The following is a 16578-nucleotide window of genomic DNA, read 5'->3' as shown; positions in this document are numbered from 1 at the left end:
CGCATCTGTCCGGCTGGTTTATCAAGTGTCTGGGCGAATCGTCGATCGTGAAGCGCCTCCGAGTATCGATCACCGCTCACGGCAGGGAGGGGGATATCCACCCGATGTACGGCGTCCTGACGCGAGCGCCGTTCGTCGAGCGGGCGACGGCGCTGCAGTGGAACTTCACCGGCGACGCGCTGGGCATCCTCCACTACGTCGAGGGCGACGCCGACGCCTTCGCCGCGGCGGCCGACGACGTCGACGCGGTCGTCGGCTACGACATCGAGCCCGTGGACGACGGCGCCTTCTACGTCTACGTCCGCGACGCGACGACCGCGTCGCTCGCGGAGCTGTTCGGTCCGGTCAGTCGGGGCGGACTCGTCGTCGTCCCGCCGATCGTCTACGGCGCCGACGGCACCGTCACGCTCACCGTCTTCGGCCCGGACGAGGAACTCCAGGCGGCGATGGGCGAGGTTCCGGACCCGATCGAGGTGACCGTCGAGGCGGTCGGGTCGCTCGCGACCTCCCGGGTCGCGCCGACGGCCCGACTCACCGACCGCCAGCGCGAGGCCGTCGAGGCGGGTCTCGACCTTGGGTACTACGACGTGCCCCGGACCGCCGACCACGAGGCGGTCGCCGACGCCCTCGGCTGTGCGCCCAGCACCGCAGCCGAACACCTCCGGAAGGCCGAATCGAAGCTCCTACGGGCCGTCTTGGGCGGGGAGTAGCGGCCGCGTTTCCGCGCCGTGGTCGCCCTTTCGATCGCCTGCAGACGACTCTCGGGCGCGCCAGTGCTACCGCCCGGTATGGCGAGTTCCCGATCGATCCAGGGCGTCGAGCAGACCGAGAACTACTATCACGTGCGCTATCGCGACCCCGACGAGTTCGACGAGATCCGGACGCCGGACTGGGCGGCGAACGTCGCCGGCTCCGTCGTCTCGGGCGCCGAAGTCCGTACCGGCGACGAACACGGCAACGAGGACTGGACCGCCCAGAGCGTCCTCGTTCCGGTCGACGGCGTCGGCGACGAGAGCGCGGCTCGCGACGCGGCCGACGAGATCGTCGCGAAGATGGAGTCCTGAAACCGGTCTCGCCGCTCCTCCGCGAACGTGGTTTTCCGCCAGCCGACGCTACGGGACGCCGAACTCGAAAAAATAGCCGGTGTCGCGGTGTCGACCGCCGGCGGGCGGTGGCTACCCGAAGGGCCTACTGCCAGTTCTCCTGCTGCGTCTCGGGCTGCTGGGTCTGCTCGGACCGCTGGGCGTACATCTGGCCGCCCGACTGGCTCTGTCGACCCTGTTGACTCTGTTGGCTCTGCTGGTCCTGCTGGTTCTCCGGCAGGAACCGGCCGGTCTGGGGGTCGCGGTGTCGCTGTTCGGCGAGGTCGTGCATCTGCTGTCGGAACTGCTGGGAGTGGCGTCGGTCCTGGACGCCCTGGTCGGCGCCGCGACCCTGCTGGCCGGGGAAGCCGGCCTGTTGCCCGCTGGGCTGTTGCGCCGCGGGGACGTACCCCTGCTGTTGAGTCGGCTGCTGGCCGAGTTGCTGCGTCTGGGGCCGCTGACTCGTCTGCTGGGCCTGGGGCTGCTGGTTCATCTGCTGTGGCTGGGGCTGCTGGTTCATCTGCTGAGTCTGCGGTTGCTGACCCAGTTGCTGCTGCGTCGGCTGTTGACCCAGTTGCTGCGTCTGGGGCTGTTTGGTCTGGATCTGTTGTGACTGGGGCTGCTGACTCGCCTGCTGTGTCTGTGGCTGCTGGTACTGCTGGGTCCGGGGCTGCTGGGACTGTTGACTCCCCTGGTACTGCTGTGTCGGCTGCTGACTCTGTGGCAGGAACTGACCGGTCTGGGGGTCACGGGATCGTTGCTGGGCGAGCTGACTCATCCGCTGTCGGAACTGCTGGGAGTGGCGCTGGTCCTGTGCGCCCTGGTCTGCACCGCGACCCTGCTGGCCGGGGAAGCCCGCCTGCTGCCCGCTGGGCTGTTGTGCCGCGGGGATGTACCCCTGCTGTGTCTGTGGCTGCTGGCTCGCCTGCCGGATCTGGGGCTGTCGGCTCAGCTGCTGTTGCTCGATCGGGTTCTGTCGGTTTGGCTGATTCTCGAAACTCATTGGTGATCTCCCGCGGGCGGAACCCGCCGTCCCGCACGCGTGTCGTCACCTGGATCGCACCGGTCAAAGTTACCGACCGGCTGTCCGGGTGGTAGCGCACCGGTAGCGATCCGGGGACGGAAGTTAGATCGGGCTGTCGCGAGTATCCGGGGCCTAGCGGTGTCGTAATCGGGTACTGGAGAGGAGTGAACGACGGCTACCGCGCGTAACTGCCGCCTGGCGGCGGTCCACGTCCCGGTCGGCGACCGCTACTCGTCGGGGTCCACGTCGGTGACCTTGCCGACGCCCTTGGACTGGCCTTCGCGGAAGACGAACCGCTGGCCCTCCACGACCATGTACGCCCGGAACTTGAAGCGGACGCGCGTCGTCCCGGAGTCGCCGGGGAGCAGCCGTCCGTCGTCGGGGTAGAAGGCGGCGGCCTCGCTGACGGTTTCGAGGTGGACGACCGGTTCGTACCCCTCGCCGATGCGGGTCGGGTGGTTGAGGACCATCACCTCGGCCTCGAACTCCCGGACGGGATCCGGGTCGGCGTCGCGCGGCAGGAGAACCATCCCGCGCTCGACGTCGGCCTCGCGGACGCCCTTCAGCGCGATGCCGACGATCCGGCCGGCCTTCGCTCGGTCGACTCGGTGGTAGTGCATCTCGATCGACCGGACCTCTACCTCGCGAAAGCCGCCGTCCTGCATCGGCCCGAGCAGGAGTTCGTCGCCGGCCTCGACACGCCCGGAACGGATGGTGCCGGAGGCGACGGCGCCGACGCCCGTGACCTTGTACGAGCGGTCGACGTACATCGTGAACTCGTCGTCGGTCGGCCCGGCGGTCTTGGGCAACCGCTCCAGCAGTTCGTCGAGGGCGTCCATCCCGTCCATCGAGACGGCGCTGGTCGCCAGCACGGGGACGACGTTCTCATCGATCTCCTCGACGGCCGCGCCGACGCCGTGGCGCGCCACCGACAGCGGCGTCTTGCCCACCTCCCGCAGCTGGCGCTCGACCTCCCGTTCGACCTCCTCGAGACGCTCGTCGCTCACGATGTCGGCCTTCGTGATGACGACCATCGTCGGCAGGTCCGTCGCCAGGAGGATGCCCAGGTGTTCGCGGGTGGTCTTGGTCGGGCCGTCGTCGGCCGCGACGGTCAGGAGGCCGTAGTCGAGCTTCTGACCGACGAGGCCGCGGATGGTGGTTCGCAGCCACGGCTCGTGGCCGACGGTGTCGACGAACGAGACGAGCCGGTCCGCCTCCTCGACGACGCGGGCGCGGTCGGACTTGCGGTCGGGGTTGTCCATGCGGACCGGTCCGTCGTCGTCGAAGCCGTAGACGCCGTAGGACAGATCGGCGGAGAGACCGCGTTCGACCTCGTGGGGTTGCACGTCGAGGTACGAGCGGGTGCCGCCTTCGCCGTCGTCGGACTGGCCGGTGACCAGCGTCCCGACCAGCGTCGACTTGCCGTGGTCGACGTGACCGGCGGTGCCGACGACGATGTGCTCGTCGTCCTCCAGCACAGCGCCCTCTCGCACGGTAGCGACGCCGACGATGCCTTCGGCGGGTGTTTCGCGGTTCGAGGGCGAGTCGAGCGACGACTCCGAGGCGGTCGACGACTCCGAGGCGGTCGACGAGGAGGCGGATTCGGTCCCGCCGACGCCCGCTCCGGGAGCGGGGCCGCTTCCTTTCGGTTTGGCGCGGCCGTCGGCGTCGACGCCCCAGGTTTCGACGTTCTCGATGTGGGCGTCGGCTTCCTCGGCCAGCAGGCTCAGCACGTCCATCGACTCGGTGAACTCCTCGGGTGCGATGCCGGCGAGGGCGCCGTCGTCGGTGACGCCGACGACGTAGGTGGCTTCGCCGTCGCCGGAGAGGACGCGATGGCGCAGTTGGGCGGCCAGCGACTCGCGGCGACCGTCCGCCAGGTGGAGGTCTTTCGTGAGCCGCTCTTTGAACTCGACGCTGCCGCCCTCGCGCTCACCGCGCTCGATGGCGCGTTCGAGGGCGGCCCGGTCGGGGCTCATGGGGGTCGGTAACGGTGGGCGGTACAAAAGCCTTCTCCGGGTTTGCGCCCGATTCCCGTCCGTAGCGCTCCCGAGCGTTCCGTATCGGTCCCCAGCGGTCGTGAGCGGATACGGCAGTCCCTCGCGGCCGACCGGTGTGAGCGGCCAGCGAGGTCACCGCACCCGCTCGACCGCTTCGAGGAACCCCTCGCCGTAGGCGGCGTCGAGGACCACGTCCGCGGTCTCGCGGGCCGGCTCGTCGGCGTTGGCAACCGCGAACGACCGCCCCGCGACCTCGAAGGTCGACACGTCGTTGATCGAGTCGCCGACGGCGACGAACTCCTCGGGGTCGCGGTCGAGCCGCTCGGCGACGGCCTCCAGCGCTCGCCCTTTGCTCACGTCGGGCGATTTGACGTGGTAGGCGAAGCCGGTGTCGACGACTTCGAGTCCGTGGTCGGCGGCGATCCGCTGGAGCGGTTCGAGCGGCGCCTCGCGGCTGACGGCCACCTCCGTCTCGCGCCAGCGGTTGATCAGGTCGTGGGATCCCCACCCCAGGTCGTGGCCCGTCTCGACGTACTCGTCGACGACCGACTGCGCGGCCTCGCGGTCGCCGAGAAAGAGCAGGTCGTCGGTCGCGTGGACGAACGCGACACCGCCGTTCTCGGCGACGACGGTCCGCTCGACGCCCGCGAACTCGCAGAGGGCGACCGGATACGGTAGCGCCTTGCCCGTCGCGAGCACCACGGGCGCGTCCCACTCCCGCAGGACGGGCAGGACGGGCGGGTGGACGGCGCGGTCCTCGTCGGTGAGCGTTCCGTCGATGTCGACGGCGAGCGGTGGCGTCACTGGTCTGGGCTGGGTGGCCCGTCGGCAAAAACGTGTGTGAAACCGCCGGCGAGACCTCCCTCGATGGCCGCTCGGTACAGGGTGTACACACACCACGACGTGTGTGGACTTCTATGAGATCAATCAGAAACCCGCTACAACATGGAGCGGGTGAGTTCAGTACAGTGGGCGGATTCTGTTCAGCCGAAAACGCCGTCTGCTAACGTACTGCTGGCGTTGGTGTTCGTTCGGACTTCTTCGTCGGCAGTGAGGCTTAAATATGCAAGACGACTACGGTGCGGCACGGCCGCGGGCAGTTATAGTTCGCTATCCTGCAGGTTGCGGCCAGTACCAGCATGACCACATCATCGAACGACGGATGTTCGGAGTCTCCGTCCGAGGCCTTCGAGCGAGCGCTCGCTACGCTGCTGCGGGAGTCCTTCGCTAGAGGCACCGAAGTCGAAGACACGTGGGAGGTCACCTCCCCGTCGGACTTAGTGCCGGACTGGCGAATTAGTATCGAAAAAACCAGCGGTGCTGCCCCTCCCGACAATGGCTGCGACTTTGTCGACGAGTGAGCCCCTCTGTCGGAACTATATCAGTTAATATATCTATATCTGGCCCGAATCTTTCCCCCAAACGGTAGGTTACCCTCGCGACATGGTAACATACAGTTAAGATACCCCCTTCGTGAATACCAAACGGACTCCGCGGTGTCCGTCCGCCCGAGGGCGGCGACCAGTCAAAGAGATCGCGGAGTAAGACACCGCTATGACGACCAAAACCACTGACAGCAGCCCAGGAAACATCGACGCCGAAGAATCCGTGTCGGAAGTTTTCAAGCTTCTCTCCCACCACCGTCGCCGGGTCGCACTCAAGTACCTCGCCACCCAGGCAGGCGCTACTCCGGTGAGTGACGTGGCCGACCAGATCGCGCTGCTTGAAGGCGAACACACCCGTGACCGCTACGAGCGTATCTGTACGAGTCTCGTCCACGCACATCTCCCGATTCTGGCCGACGCTGGCGCCATCGGGTATGATCACGACCGAGAGGTCGTCGAGTTGCGCGACCAGAGGACAGACATCCTTCAGTATCTGGATCACTAACGCCAACAGTCTTCGTCTGTATCTATGAATTCTATCTCGCGGACGACGGAGTGTGCTCGTGCGAGATATACACCTTCATCCTGCATCGCGGGACGAATATCATTTGCAACTGGTAGATGATCCAGCGGTCAGTACGCATTCGAATCGAACGGGGCAGCACTCAGTCGGTCAGCCGCTCGTAGGCTGACTGGACCTCCTTGAACTCCTCCTCGTCGCCGTCGGGGGAGTCGGGGTGGACCTCTTTGACTTTCTCGCGGTAGGCGGCCTTGACGGCGTCATCGTCGGCACCGCGGTCCAGTTCGAGCGTGTCGTAGGCCTCGGCGGCCGTCGGACCGCTGGGCTGGGCCGCGGCGGCCGCGCGTCGCCGCCGACGCTGGCCCCCCGCGCGTGCCTGTCGCCGTCGACCACCGGTGCGCGCGCGACCGCCGCGGGCCTGGCCGCCGGCCGCTCGCGCCCGGCGACCTGCGTCCTCGTCGCGCGGCGGTTCCCAGTCCTCGCGGGGACCGGCGCCGAAACCGCCGCGGCCGCCCCGGCCGCCGCCACCGGGGGCGGCACGTTCCTCGACGCCGCGGTAGAGCCGCTGGGCGAACCGGCCGGAGGCGTGGTACCACATGAAGTACGCGACCGCGCCGAACAGCAGCGCGACGGCGAAAAAGCCCACGTTCGCGACGACCCCGAAGATAGCGAAGAGGACGGCTATGGCCGTGAACACGGCCGCGAGCGCCGAGACGAGTCGGGAACCGTACACGCTCGTCCCTTGGCGTCGGTGCCCCCTAAACGTCTCGGACGCGGCTCCCGTTCGGGTGCGCGCCTCCGACCGCTACCGGAGCGCGTAGAGGGTCCCGTCCTCGCCGCCGCCGACCGCGAGGTCCGCACCGACGGAGAGGTCCGTGAGTTCGGTGCCGTTCTCGAACGTCCAGCGGTCGCTCCCGTCTGCCGTCTCGACCGCGAACTTGTACTGATTGCGAACGTCGGCATCGTGGTACGAGTCGAGGTAGAGGGTTTCGTCGGCGACGCCGGCCGCCGAGACGCCACCCTGTGGCGGGTCGGGCGTCCACGTCCACGCCCGCTCGCCGCCCTCGCGGGTCAGCGCGTGCAGTTCGTCGCCGCCCGCGTAGAGGCGGTCTCCGGTCAGGCCGGCGTCGGTGAGCAGACCGGGCTTGTCCACCGTCCAGGCGGCCGAGCCGTCGGCGGGGTCGATCCTGGCGGTCCGAGCGCCACCGGCGAACAGGTCGCCGTCGCCGGCGACCGTCGTGGTGACCGCCCAGGAGTCGAGCCGCCACCGCTCTTCCCCCGAGGCGGCGTCGAGTCCCAGGAGTTCGCTGTAGACGTCGTCGGCCTCCGAGCTGTCCGCGTAGACGACCGTCCCGTCGACGGCCGCGAGCGTCGAGTAGACCGTTTCGGCCGGGCGGCTCCACCGCTGGCGGCCGTCGGTGCGGTCGAACCCGTACGTCCGCCCGGATGACGAAACGACGACCGCGTCGTCGGTGAGGACCGCCTCGCGCGGGTCACCGATCCCCGCCGACCACTCCGTGTCACCGCCGACGAGATCGAGCGCGTAGAGCGTCTCCCCCGACTCCGAGAGCGCGTCGTCCGCGGTCGCGACGTACGCCGTTCCGCCCGACGCGGCCAGGACGTCGAGCCACCAGTCGGTCGGGCTGAACGTCCAGCGCTCCCGACCGGAGGCGGCGTCGAGCGCGTGAACGGTGTGGGCGGACGACAGTTCGTCCGTCCCGACCAGCGCCAGCAGCGTCCCGTCCGCGACGGTCAGGTCCCGCACCCGCGAGGGGAAATCACGCTTCCACGCGAGGTCGCCGTCCGAGCCGTAGGCGCGGAGCGTTCCGCCCTCCGACCCCGCGAACAGGCGGTCCTCACCGACGAAGGGTCGCGCCGTTACCGGCTCGTCGAAGGCGTCCCGCCACGCGACCCCCGGCGACTCCGTCGCGGGCGACCCGGTCGACGGATCGGTGGCCGTGTCGCTGGCCGTGGGTGGTTCGGTCGCCGTCGGCGTGTGCGGGTCCGTCGCCGTCGGTGACGCGGTCGGCGTCTCGTCTCCGCTGGTCGTCGAAGGCGACGCTGTCGACGCGGAGCCGGCGCCGTCGAGACAACCGCTCGCACCGGCCGCTACGGCGGCGACAGCGAGAACCCGTCGACGGGAGGGCGCGTCCATACCCTCGACCACTCCGAAGTCGGATAAGTGTCTTGTGGCCGACAGCATCGGCCACCCAACCCCTAAACGCGTCGGGACCCAACCGCGGATCATGAGCGTGTCCGGGCTCTGCGAGATCTGCCAGCGCCCCGAGGTCGACCACACCTGCGACCGCTGCGGGAACCTGGTGTGTGACCGGCACTTCGACGCCCAGCTGGGGATCTGTAGCGAGTGCGTGGCCGAGATCGAGGGCGGCGACCCCGCGGACCCGACCGGGACCGGCGACGACATGCCCGACGGCGTCGACACCTACGAGTTCTGACTCAGTCGGCGGATCCCAACATCAGTTCGGTGTATTCGCCGACCGCTCGCGCGCCGACGTTACAGGCGTGGAGGGTGAGGAACCCGAGGAGGACTCCGACAGCGGCGACCGCGACCGCACCGGGGAGCGTCGTGACCGACCAGACCCCGAAATCGTAGTGAACCTCCGGGTTTCCGTAGAGGAGCGGCGCGAGGACCATCGCGGTCGAGACGGCCGCTGCGGTCGACACCGCCGCGAACGCCGCAACGCCGACGACGAACTTCGACAGCAGGTAGACGGCCGCCCTGTAGCTTCGCGAGTCGGTCACCAGGTGCTTCGCGAACTCGACGGCGGTCTCCTCGTTCGGGCGCGGCGCTTCGAAGTTCACGTCGCTGCCGACCAGGCCGCGGGTGAGACGCGCCTCCAGTTCCGCGAGGTGGACGGCGACGGCCAGCACCGCGATCAGCAGAGGAACCCCGAACAGGAACAGCGGGACCAGCGAGACCCCCGCGACGCCGCCGCCCCAGAGCACCGTGAAATAGAGCGTCCCGAGCGGGAACGCCAGCAACAAGTACGCGATGTTCCTGTACGTCTGCAGGTCGACCGTCACGCCGACGAAGCGGCGGAACGCGGATTCTATCGTGGTCATCACGTGTAGACCGTGGACCCGCTCCTCCGTGTAAGGGGGATCACGGTTTCAGTCGCGGAACCGCTCCCCTAGATTTAAATACTGGTTTCGAGACGGGGGTCGTTGCCCGGCCGCGCTACCGGTACCGGTTCAGCCGCTTTTTGAGGCGCTTCGCCGCCTGGCCGGCGGCGTCGGCGAAGCCCTCGCCCTGGTTCTCGCCGGCGAAGATGATACCCCGCGAGGAGTTGACGAGCCCGACGCCGTCGGCGAGGCCGTACTCGACGGCCGCTTCGGCGTCGCCGCCCTGCGCGCCGACGCCGGGGACGAGGAACGGGATGTCGGGGACGATCTCGCGGACCTCTTCCAGTTCTTCAGGGGCGGTGGCGCCGACGACGAGGCCGACGTTGTCGTTGCCGTTCCACAGGTCGGCCATCGCGGCGACCCGTTCGTACAGCGGTTCGCCGGTTTCGAGTTCGAGACCCTGCAGGTCGGCGCCGCCGGGGTTAGAGGTGCGACAGAGGACGATGACGCCCTTGTCTGCCCGTGAGAGGAACGGTTCGAGCGAGTCCCGGCCGAGGTAGGGATTGACGGTGATGGCGTCGACGCCCATGCCGTCGTCGTCGTCGAGCAGGTCGGCGTACTGGCGGGCGGTGTTGCCGATGTCGGCGCGCTTGGCGTCCAGCAGGACCGGCACGTCCTTGCCGTGAGCGTAGGCGACGGTCTCGCGCAGGGCCGTCCAGCCGTCCGGGTCCTCGTAGAAGGCGGCGTTGGGCTTGTAGGCGGCGGCGTGTTCGTGCGTGGCGTCGATGATCCGGCGGTTGAACGCCCATCGGGGCAGGTCGTGGTCTGCCAGGTGGTCGGGGATCCGCGCGGGGTCGGGGTCCAGCCCGACCGAGACGACGCTGTCGACGGTCGCGATCCGGTCGGCCAGCCGGTCGAAGAAGTTCATACCTCCCGAGTCGCCGAGTCCGATAAACAATGTTGCGACTCTCGGTTCGACGCCCCCGGACTCGTAGTCCGCTCGATTCGGCGTGCTTGCTTATCAGTCCTTTCGGGTGAACGAGTTGTGGAATAAAATCGAACGACAGCGACCGCACTCACCGGGGACAGCACGCGATGAAAGCCCTCACCGCGCTCGCGGTCGCTGACCGACATATCCTCGCGGCCTGCGGCCGCTTCGGATAGGGGTCGCTCAGGCGACTGAATAAACGCGAGCGCGCCTCGCCCTTTCAGTCCGCCAGGACCGCCCCGCACAGCACCGCGGACGGCCTCACACCTTCCCAACCTCTTGCGATGCTCGCAGGCTGCGCTTCTCATCCACTGTCAGAGCACGCTCTGACAAGCCCTCGCTCACACGGTTCGCGAGGACCTCGGGCGACTGTTTCGAGCGGCCCGCGCGAGACGCGGGCACGCTCGACAGCGCACGCCGGACGCACCGCTAACTACCTCACCTGTACCGAACATCCATCGACACCGAGTCCGCGACCGACTCGTGTGCTGCGTCGGGCTTTTTGGATCTGTGCGCCCTAGTCGAGCCGTGACCTGTCCGTTCCTCTCCTATCGCGAATCCGCAGACGGGAAGTCCTTCGACGAGGCGCGCGCCTACTGCGAGGGCGCCGAGCGATTCGTCCAGCCGATGCGCGCCGACATCTGCAACGACCGGTTCGACCTCGACCACGCCGAGGACTGCGAGATCTATCGCGAGCACGCCGACGCCGACGTGGACGACCACGAATCCGAAGACGGCCACGGGGATGACGGCTCGTGAGCTACGAACGATTCCTCGCCGACGAGCCGGTCGTCGTCACGGCGGCGCTGACCGGCGGGATCCACGGCAAGGAGGCGAACCCGAACCTGCCCGAGACGCCCGAGGAGATCGGGAAGGCGGCCGGGGAAGTCGAGGCGGCGGGCGCGTCGGTCGTCCACGTCCACGCCAGGACGGACAACGGCGAACGGGCCTTCTCGACCGAGCGCTTCCAGGCGATCGACGAGGCGATCCGGCGGTACACCGACGACGTGGTCATCCAGCACACGACCGGGGCGACCCAGGCACCGACGGAGAAGCGGCACCTGGGGCTACGCACGGATCCGCCGCCGGAGATGGCGTCGCTGGACATGGGGCCGCTGAACCGCTACGAGCGGCTGACGAGCGAGAACACGCTCGCGACCATCGACGCGCTGTACGACGAGATGGCCGACCGCGGGATCAAACCCGAACTGGAGGTGTTCAACGACGGCCACCTCAACGAGGTCCACGGCCTGCTCGACCGCCGCGATCTGGCCGAGCCGGTGTACGCGACGCTCGTCTTCGGTCCCGGAACGCTGACGCGGCCGCGTCCGGGGAACTTCCTCAACGCGGTCGACAACCTCCCCGACGGCGCGCTGTTCAACACGCTCGGGTTCGGCCGCCACCAGTTGCCCTTCGCGACGATGGGAGTCCTGTTCGGCGGGAACGTCCGCGTCGGGCTGGAAGACAACGTCTACTACCGGCAGGGGGAACTCGCCGAGAGCAACGCCCAGCTCGTCGAACGCGTGGTGCGAGTCGCCGACGAACTCGGTCGGGAGGTGGCCGACACCTCACAGGCCCGGGAGATCCTGGGGCTCTGAGGCGACCGGGTGAGGGCGGGGGCGGCGAGCGGTCGACAGGTCGCCTGACACGGGTCGGTAACGCCGATGTCATCGGGTGACGCGGATGTCGGCGAGCGCCTTTGTAGGACGATGCCGTATGGACTGGCGTGACCGACCAGCGACGCACGCTCGACGTTGAGCCGACCGGCGAACGCACAGCGGACCGCGGGGAGGTGGCCTGAATGGACGGTCCCCATCAGGGACAGCAACTGGCCACGGGCGGGACGCCCCTGGAGGACGCCGAAGCGGCGATGATCCTCGTCCACGGCCGCGGCGCGACCGCCCAGAGCATCCTCCAGATGGGACGGCAGCTCCACGCGGACGGCGTCGCGCTGCTCGCCCCGCAGGCCGCGCGCAACACCTGGTACCCCAACTCCTTCCTCGAACCCGTCGAGTCCAACGAGCCCGGCCGCTCGTCGGGGCTGCAAGCCATCGAGGACGCGCTCGGCGAAGCGAACGACGCCGGGATCCCCACCGAGAAGGTGCTGATACTCGGGTTCTCCCAGGGCGCCTGTCTCGGGTCGGAGTTCGTGGCGCGCAACCCCGAGCGCTACGGCGGGCACGTCGCCTTCTCCGGCGGGCTCATCGGCGAGACGATCGATCCCGCCGAGTTCGAGGGGTCGCTGGAGGGCACGCCGTCGTTCGTCGGGTGTAGCGACGTGGACCCGCACATCCCCGAGGAACGCGTCCACGTGACGACGGAGGTGCTGGAGAAGCTGGACGCCGACGTGGAGGAACGCATCTACCCGGGCATGGGCCACGGCGTCAACGACGACGAGGTCGAGTACGTGAGCGGGATGGTCGCGGACCTGGTCGACGACTGAGGTGGCGGCCGACGCCGTGGTTCGGACCCGTCAGAGCGTCTCGGACGCGAAGCGCTCGACGATCTTCTCCTCGGCGCGCTGGAGGCGGTACTGGACCGTCGAGTGTGGCGTGTCGAGCCGCTCGGCCAGGTCGGCGACGGTGGCGTCCCGAGGGGTGCCGTAGTAGCCTGCTTCGACCGCGCTGGCGACGGCTTCGCGTTCCTCCGGCGTCAGGAGCCCAGCAGTCCCGAAGCCGCCGTTCCAGTTCTGCGGGTCCGAGACGTGGCCGAGTTCCAGCGAGATGCCGTCGCGGAGCTGGGCGTCGATCCGGTCGTACAGTTCGCCGACTGCACAGTCGTCGGAGATCAGCAGCCGCCAGACGTACTCGTCGTTACGGCGCTCGGCCTCGATCAGGAGGCCGTCGCCGACGTGGTCGACGGCGAGATAGGGGATCGAGTGGCAGTGCTGGATCTCCTCGCGGCGCGTGAAGTAGACGCGGTGTTCCGGGTCCGAGCTGATGACCTGGTACTCGCGGCTGGAGGTACAGCCTTCCACGTCCAGACACTCGTTGCAGGTCGTCTCGTCGAGGAAATGGGTCTCGACGGCGTCGAGCGCCTCGGCCGGCCCGAGCACGTGGTCGACACGCCACATCGACCGGTCGTTCGCGAAACACGCCGCCGTCTGCGCGCGCAGTCCCGACCGCTCGACGAACACGTCCATCAGCTCGTCGGCGCCCGCCCGGTAGGTGAGGACGAACTCGAACTCGCGCATATCCATCGGTTCGTTGGACATAGCTAATCTGTTTCGATCCTGTCCGTCCGTCTGCCGGCCAAGTTTTCAATGATGATAATCTGGTCGGTCGATTTATGCGGTAAAAAAAGGGGTTAGAGATGTGGCAGTAAAAACTATCGACGATACTGAGAATTACACGATAGAGTGGGACGAGGAGATCGGCGCTATCGTTTTCACGTGGGACAAGTATGTCTCGGGCGCGACGTTCAGAGAGGGCTGTGAGGCGTTGCTGGACGCGATCAAGCGACGAGACGCAGCCAAGGTCTTGACGGACACGCGCGGGATCAACGCCCACGACGCCGAGGACCAGCAGTGGATGCAGACCGAGTGGATGCCGCGTGCGCTCGACGTCGGTCTCGAGTACTCGGCGGTCGTCCACCCGGACAGCGTCATCTCGGAGATGGACGTGGAGAGCATCCTCGAAGGGATGGAACACAGCGGCGCGGAGCCGCTGGTGACTTCGGACATGGCCGAAGCCCGCGAGTGGACCGCCGAGAAGTAATCGATCCGAGCGAACGCGTCTACGACAGGCCGGCCGGACGATAGCGGTCGCCGTCGCGGACCGCGAGGTCGAACGTCACGCACCAGTTGAGCAGCCGCTCCGTTCGCTCGCGCCACTCGGCCTCCCAGTCGGTGTGGCGGTCGCGCTCCCACCGTGGGACGTGCTCGCGAAGTTCGTCGAACGCCTCCTCGACGGTCAGCGACTCGGCCTCGCGAAGCGCGTCGAGCAGTTCGTGCGCGCCGAACACCCGGCGCTCAAAGGCGTCGCCCAGGTCCACCGCTTCGACATCGACCCGACGCCGCTCGAACCCCCGCGACGTTTCCTCGACGAGTTCGAGCGCCTCGAGGAAGGTCAGGTACTCCCTGGCGGCGTCCCGCGAGGGCGCATCCGTCTCGTCGACGATCCGGAGACAGCAGTCCTCGACCGTCCCCGGGACCAGCGGGACGGCGCGCTGGGCGGCGGCGAGGAACGCCGGGTCCCGAACCGGGGGCACGATCTTGTAGCGCACGCTAGAGGCCGAAGCTCTCGGCGAGGCGCTCGTCGTTCACGTCGCCGAGGACGTGCGTGTCGCCGCCGACCACGTCGATGGTCACCTGCGCGGGCGCGAACACGGACTCGGGCACCTCGAAGAAGTCCCAGTCGGCGTCGGCGAAGATCTCGGCGAACGGCGTGTCGTACTCGTCGGTCGCGGTCGAGGGCACCTCGTCGAAGCGGTCGAACGGCTCGTCGACGACCAGGTGGGCCTGGCCGCCGTAGGCCAGCGCGTCGTTCGTCCGCGCGATGGCCGTCTCCTCGTCGTCGGCGACCGGCGCCACCGGCGCCGACCCGTTGACCGAGAGGATATCGAGCGGGTCGTAGCCCAACTCTGAGAGCCGGAAGGCCGCGAGTTCGGCCGCGCGGGCCGCCATCGCGACGCTGCCGGTGAGACTGGCCGTCGAGAACGCCTGGACGAACACGCCGCTCTCGGAGACGCCTGCCCGCTCGGCGACGTGCTCGATCACGGCCTCGTCGGGAACCGTCTCCGTCTCGACCGCGAGGACGGCGAACTCGAAGTCGTCGCGATAGCCGACCCGCTGGAACTCCTCCTCCTCGGCGACGAGCGCACGGGCGGGACCGCTGCCCAGCCCCTCGAAGCCATCGACGCTGAGTTCCCAGCCCGCCTTCTGCGAGCACAGCAGCGCCATCGCGGGGTGGTCGGTCGACAGCTCGACGTGTGTCAGCGGCGCGCCGGCCACCTCCTCCAGGCTGCTCTGGACGGTCGCCAGCCCGGCGGTCTGTATCTCCGCGAGCATCATCCCCGCCTCGACGCCGCCGGGCACGTCGACGCCGAAGTCGACGACCAGCGCCTCGCTGTCCAGCTGATGGGCCGCGACGTTCAGCTCGTCGGCGAAGTCCAGCGCTTCGTCGACCAGATCCGTCGCGGTCCGGTTGAGACTCTCCATGCCCCGCCATCCACGCCGCTGGGACTTCGGTCTTCGGTTCGCCGTCGCGGCCGCCCGGACCGCACCGGCGACCGGGCCGCCTCGGCTCACTCGGTGCGCTCTCGCCTGGCCTCGCGTCCCAGGTGTTCCTCGACGGCGTCGACCTTCTCGCTGGCCGCCTGGTCGACCGTCCGCTTGTCGTCGACCTTGAGGAACGTGCTCACGCGGTCGCCGTCGACCGCTTCGTGGGCCGCCCCAGCGGCGGCGAACAGCTCCGCGGAGTCGTCGGCCTCGATGACCGTCCCCATCGGCGTCGTCTCGTACCCCACGTCGAAGTCGTCGAGCGCCGCGACGGCCTTCGCGACTTCCTCGGACATGCTCCCCTCGACGACCGGTGCGACGCTCAGGAACCCGATAACCGTCATAGTCAGACCTACGCCAGCGCGGGCCAAAGGTTCTCCGCTGCAGCGACCGCTCGACGCCGCAGAGACCGAGTGCCTGCCCACTGGTTGCGGAGTTCTCAATCGAGATATTCAGACCGAAAGGTTAAGTACTGAACTCAGATGTTCGTACGGTATGACGAGCTTACCGGACTCGCCCTCCTACGACGAGGACGAGACGCTCGCGAAACTGCAACAGGCGCTGGACGAGGCGACCGGCGTCGACCTGCGCGCCGCGCTCGAAGGCGCCATCGAAGACCGAAAGGCCGAGATCCGAAACGACGCTCGAACCGCCCGGAGCGCGGACTGACACTCGGTCACGGCCCCGGCGTCCCGGTCGGCGTAAAGAGCGACTACTCTCTCCTGTCGGCGGTAGGGAACTTGTTACGATAGCTCACTCGCCGTGGTCCGCCGAGGAGACCCCTCCGGGACGCGCTCGCGGGAGAGGCGTGACGACGGGAGCGCGGCTCGCGACGTAGCGAACGGAGACGAGCACGCGCGACGCAGTGCTCGCCGGGTAGTTCGCGGAAGAAGTGCGACGGGCGAGATTTGAACTCGCGTTAGGACCGTGGCAGGGTCCTGTGATACCACTACACCACCGTCGCATGCACGTTCGGCGTCCACCGGTCGACCCGGCGCGCCTCACATCATAATCGAGTGGCGGATAGGGATAAAAGACTTCCGAAACGGTCGGACCGTTCGCTGGGACCGGCGTGCCCCCTGTCGATTATCGGGGCCAGCCAGGGTCACTCGTCGGACCGACACCACGCTTTTCCGACCGGCGACGCGTGTGCATACGCGTTATGCCGGGCGACCCAGTTCAGTGTCCAGTCTGCGGGTGGACAGGCCAGCCGAACGATCTCGACGCCGGGCAGGGGCGGGGTAGCTGCCCGGTCTGCGACGAGACGATACCGAGCC

General features: G+C 68.2%; 20 protein-coding genes and 1 tRNA gene. 9 read left to right on the top strand and 12 right to left on the bottom strand.

The features are described from left to right. Positions 1 to 47: 47 nt before the first annotated feature. Together C475_RS15815 and C475_RS15810 are read left to right on the top strand one after the other, a co-directional pair. The gene (locus C475_RS15815; protein WP_049930765.1) at positions 48 to 710 is read left to right on the top strand and encodes a helix-turn-helix domain-containing protein; all 663 of its coding nucleotides are present in this window, start codon (positions 48 to 50) and stop codon (positions 708 to 710) included. Positions 711 to 788: 78 nt separating this feature from the next. After that, a complete protein-coding gene (locus C475_RS15810) occupies positions 789 to 1064 on the top strand; it encodes a hypothetical protein (RefSeq protein WP_006884863.1) in 276 nt (91 codons plus the stop codon). Positions 1065 to 1188: 124 nt separating this feature from the next. Here C475_RS15810 and C475_RS15805 read toward each other — a convergent pair whose 3' ends face one another. The 3 genes from C475_RS15805 to C475_RS15795 form a co-directional block, all read right to left on the bottom strand. Further along, complete coding sequence (locus C475_RS15805) at positions 1189 to 2085, bottom strand: hypothetical protein (RefSeq protein WP_049930755.1); 897 nt, start codon at positions 2083 to 2085, stop codon at positions 1189 to 1191. Positions 2086 to 2333: 248 nt separating this feature from the next. Then, entirely contained in the window at positions 2334 to 4085 is a 1752-nt protein-coding gene (locus C475_RS15800) for a GTPBP1 family GTP-binding protein (RefSeq protein WP_006884861.1), read from the bottom strand. A 153-nt stretch (positions 4086 to 4238) separates the two neighbouring features. Continuing rightward, positions 4239 to 4910 carry a phosphoglycolate phosphatase gene (locus C475_RS15795; RefSeq protein ID WP_006884860.1) on the bottom strand — a complete coding sequence of 224 codons (672 nt, stop codon included), beginning with the start codon at positions 4908 to 4910 and terminating at the stop codon, positions 4239 to 4241. Positions 4911 to 5660: 750 nt separating this feature from the next. On the opposite strand from C475_RS15795, the gene C475_RS15790 reads away from it, so the two are divergent. After that, entirely contained in the window at positions 5661 to 5996 is a 336-nt protein-coding gene (locus C475_RS15790; RefSeq protein WP_152436461.1) for a DUF7344 domain-containing protein, read from the top strand. Positions 5997 to 6156: 160 nt separating this feature from the next. On the opposite strand, the gene C475_RS15785 is transcribed toward C475_RS15790, so the two are convergent. Then, positions 6157 to 6744 (bottom strand): J domain-containing protein, encoded by a 588-nt coding sequence (locus C475_RS15785; protein WP_006884858.1) that lies wholly within the window; start codon positions 6742 to 6744, stop codon positions 6157 to 6159. Positions 6745 to 6816: 72 nt separating this feature from the next. Continuing rightward, complete coding sequence (locus C475_RS15780) at positions 6817 to 8166, bottom strand: outer membrane protein assembly factor BamB family protein (RefSeq protein WP_006884857.1); 1350 nt, start codon at positions 8164 to 8166, stop codon at positions 6817 to 6819. Between the two features lie 91 nt (positions 8167 to 8257). Here C475_RS15780 and C475_RS15775 point away from each other — a divergent pair, with 91 nt between their 5' ends. Next, positions 8258 to 8467 carry a hypothetical protein gene (locus C475_RS15775; protein WP_006884856.1) on the top strand — a complete coding sequence of 70 codons (210 nt, stop codon included), beginning with the start codon at positions 8258 to 8260 and terminating at the stop codon, positions 8465 to 8467. Position 8468: 1 nt separating this feature from the next. Here C475_RS15775 and C475_RS15770 read toward each other — a convergent pair whose 3' ends face one another. Then, the gene (locus tag C475_RS15770) at positions 8469 to 9095 is read right to left on the bottom strand and encodes a sensor domain-containing protein (protein WP_006884855.1); all 627 of its coding nucleotides are present in this window, start codon (positions 9093 to 9095) and stop codon (positions 8469 to 8471) included. Between the two features lie 115 nt (positions 9096 to 9210). Further along, positions 9211 to 10023: an orotidine-5'-phosphate decarboxylase gene (pyrF, locus tag C475_RS15765; protein ID WP_006884854.1), complete on the bottom strand. Its 813-nt coding sequence runs from the start codon at positions 10021 to 10023 to the stop codon at positions 9211 to 9213. Positions 10024 to 10611: 588 nt separating this feature from the next. On the opposite strand from pyrF, the gene C475_RS15760 reads away from it, so the two are divergent. From C475_RS15760 to C475_RS15750, 3 genes are all read left to right on the top strand, one after another. Beyond that, positions 10612 to 10842, top strand: a complete 231-nt coding sequence (locus tag C475_RS15760; RefSeq protein WP_006884853.1) for a hypothetical protein — start codon at positions 10612 to 10614, stop codon at positions 10840 to 10842. Further along, positions 10839 to 11681: a BKACE family enzyme gene (locus tag C475_RS15755; protein WP_006884852.1), complete on the top strand. Its 843-nt coding sequence runs from the start codon at positions 10839 to 10841 to the stop codon at positions 11679 to 11681. The genes C475_RS15760 and C475_RS15755 overlap by 4 nt, the downstream gene beginning before the upstream one ends. Positions 11682 to 11884: 203 nt before the next feature. Then, positions 11885 to 12526, top strand: a complete 642-nt coding sequence (locus tag C475_RS15750; RefSeq protein WP_006884851.1) for an alpha/beta hydrolase — start codon at positions 11885 to 11887, stop codon at positions 12524 to 12526. Between the two features lie 30 nt (positions 12527 to 12556). Here C475_RS15750 and C475_RS15745 read toward each other — a convergent pair whose 3' ends face one another. Beyond that, positions 12557 to 13276 carry a helix-turn-helix domain-containing protein gene (locus tag C475_RS15745; protein WP_049930763.1) on the bottom strand — a complete coding sequence of 240 codons (720 nt, stop codon included), beginning with the start codon at positions 13274 to 13276 and terminating at the stop codon, positions 12557 to 12559. A gap of 121 nt (positions 13277 to 13397) precedes the next feature. On the opposite strand from C475_RS15745, the gene C475_RS15740 reads away from it, so the two are divergent. Further along, a complete protein-coding gene (locus C475_RS15740; RefSeq protein ID WP_006884849.1) occupies positions 13398 to 13799 on the top strand; it encodes a hypothetical protein in 402 nt (133 codons plus the stop codon). 19 nt (positions 13800 to 13818) lie between these two features. Here the strand turns inward: C475_RS15740 and C475_RS15735 are convergent, their stop codons facing one another. The 3 genes from C475_RS15735 to C475_RS15725 form a co-directional block, all read right to left on the bottom strand. Then, on the bottom strand, positions 13819 to 14292 hold the full coding sequence (locus C475_RS15735) for a hypothetical protein (RefSeq protein WP_235728468.1): 474 nt from the start codon (positions 14290 to 14292) through the stop codon (positions 13819 to 13821). Positions 14293 to 14308: 16 nt separating this feature from the next. After that, positions 14309 to 15241, bottom strand: a complete 933-nt coding sequence (gene mch, locus C475_RS15730; protein WP_006884847.1) for a methenyltetrahydromethanopterin cyclohydrolase — start codon at positions 15239 to 15241, stop codon at positions 14309 to 14311. A gap of 86 nt (positions 15242 to 15327) precedes the next feature. Further along, complete coding sequence (locus C475_RS15725; RefSeq protein WP_006884846.1) at positions 15328 to 15645, bottom strand: MTH1187 family thiamine-binding protein; 318 nt, start codon at positions 15643 to 15645, stop codon at positions 15328 to 15330. 151 nt (positions 15646 to 15796) lie between these two features. Between C475_RS15725 and C475_RS23960 the strand changes: the two genes are divergently transcribed. Continuing rightward, positions 15797 to 15970 (top strand): hypothetical protein, encoded by a 174-nt coding sequence (locus C475_RS23960; RefSeq protein ID WP_161625205.1) that lies wholly within the window; start codon positions 15797 to 15799, stop codon positions 15968 to 15970. Positions 15971 to 16194: 224 nt separating this feature from the next. On the opposite strand, the gene C475_RS15720 is transcribed toward C475_RS23960, so the two are convergent. After that, a tRNA-Gly gene (locus C475_RS15720) sits at positions 16195 to 16265 on the bottom strand. Positions 16266 to 16578 lie beyond the last annotated feature (313 nt).

This window comes from Halosimplex carlsbadense 2-9-1 (assembly GCF_000337455.1).
Classification (GTDB): Archaea; Halobacteriota; Halobacteria; order Halobacteriales; family Haloarculaceae; genus Halosimplex; species Halosimplex carlsbadense.
The sequence above is the reverse complement of the archived record's forward strand: the minus strand, read 5'-3'. Positions and strand labels throughout refer to the sequence as shown.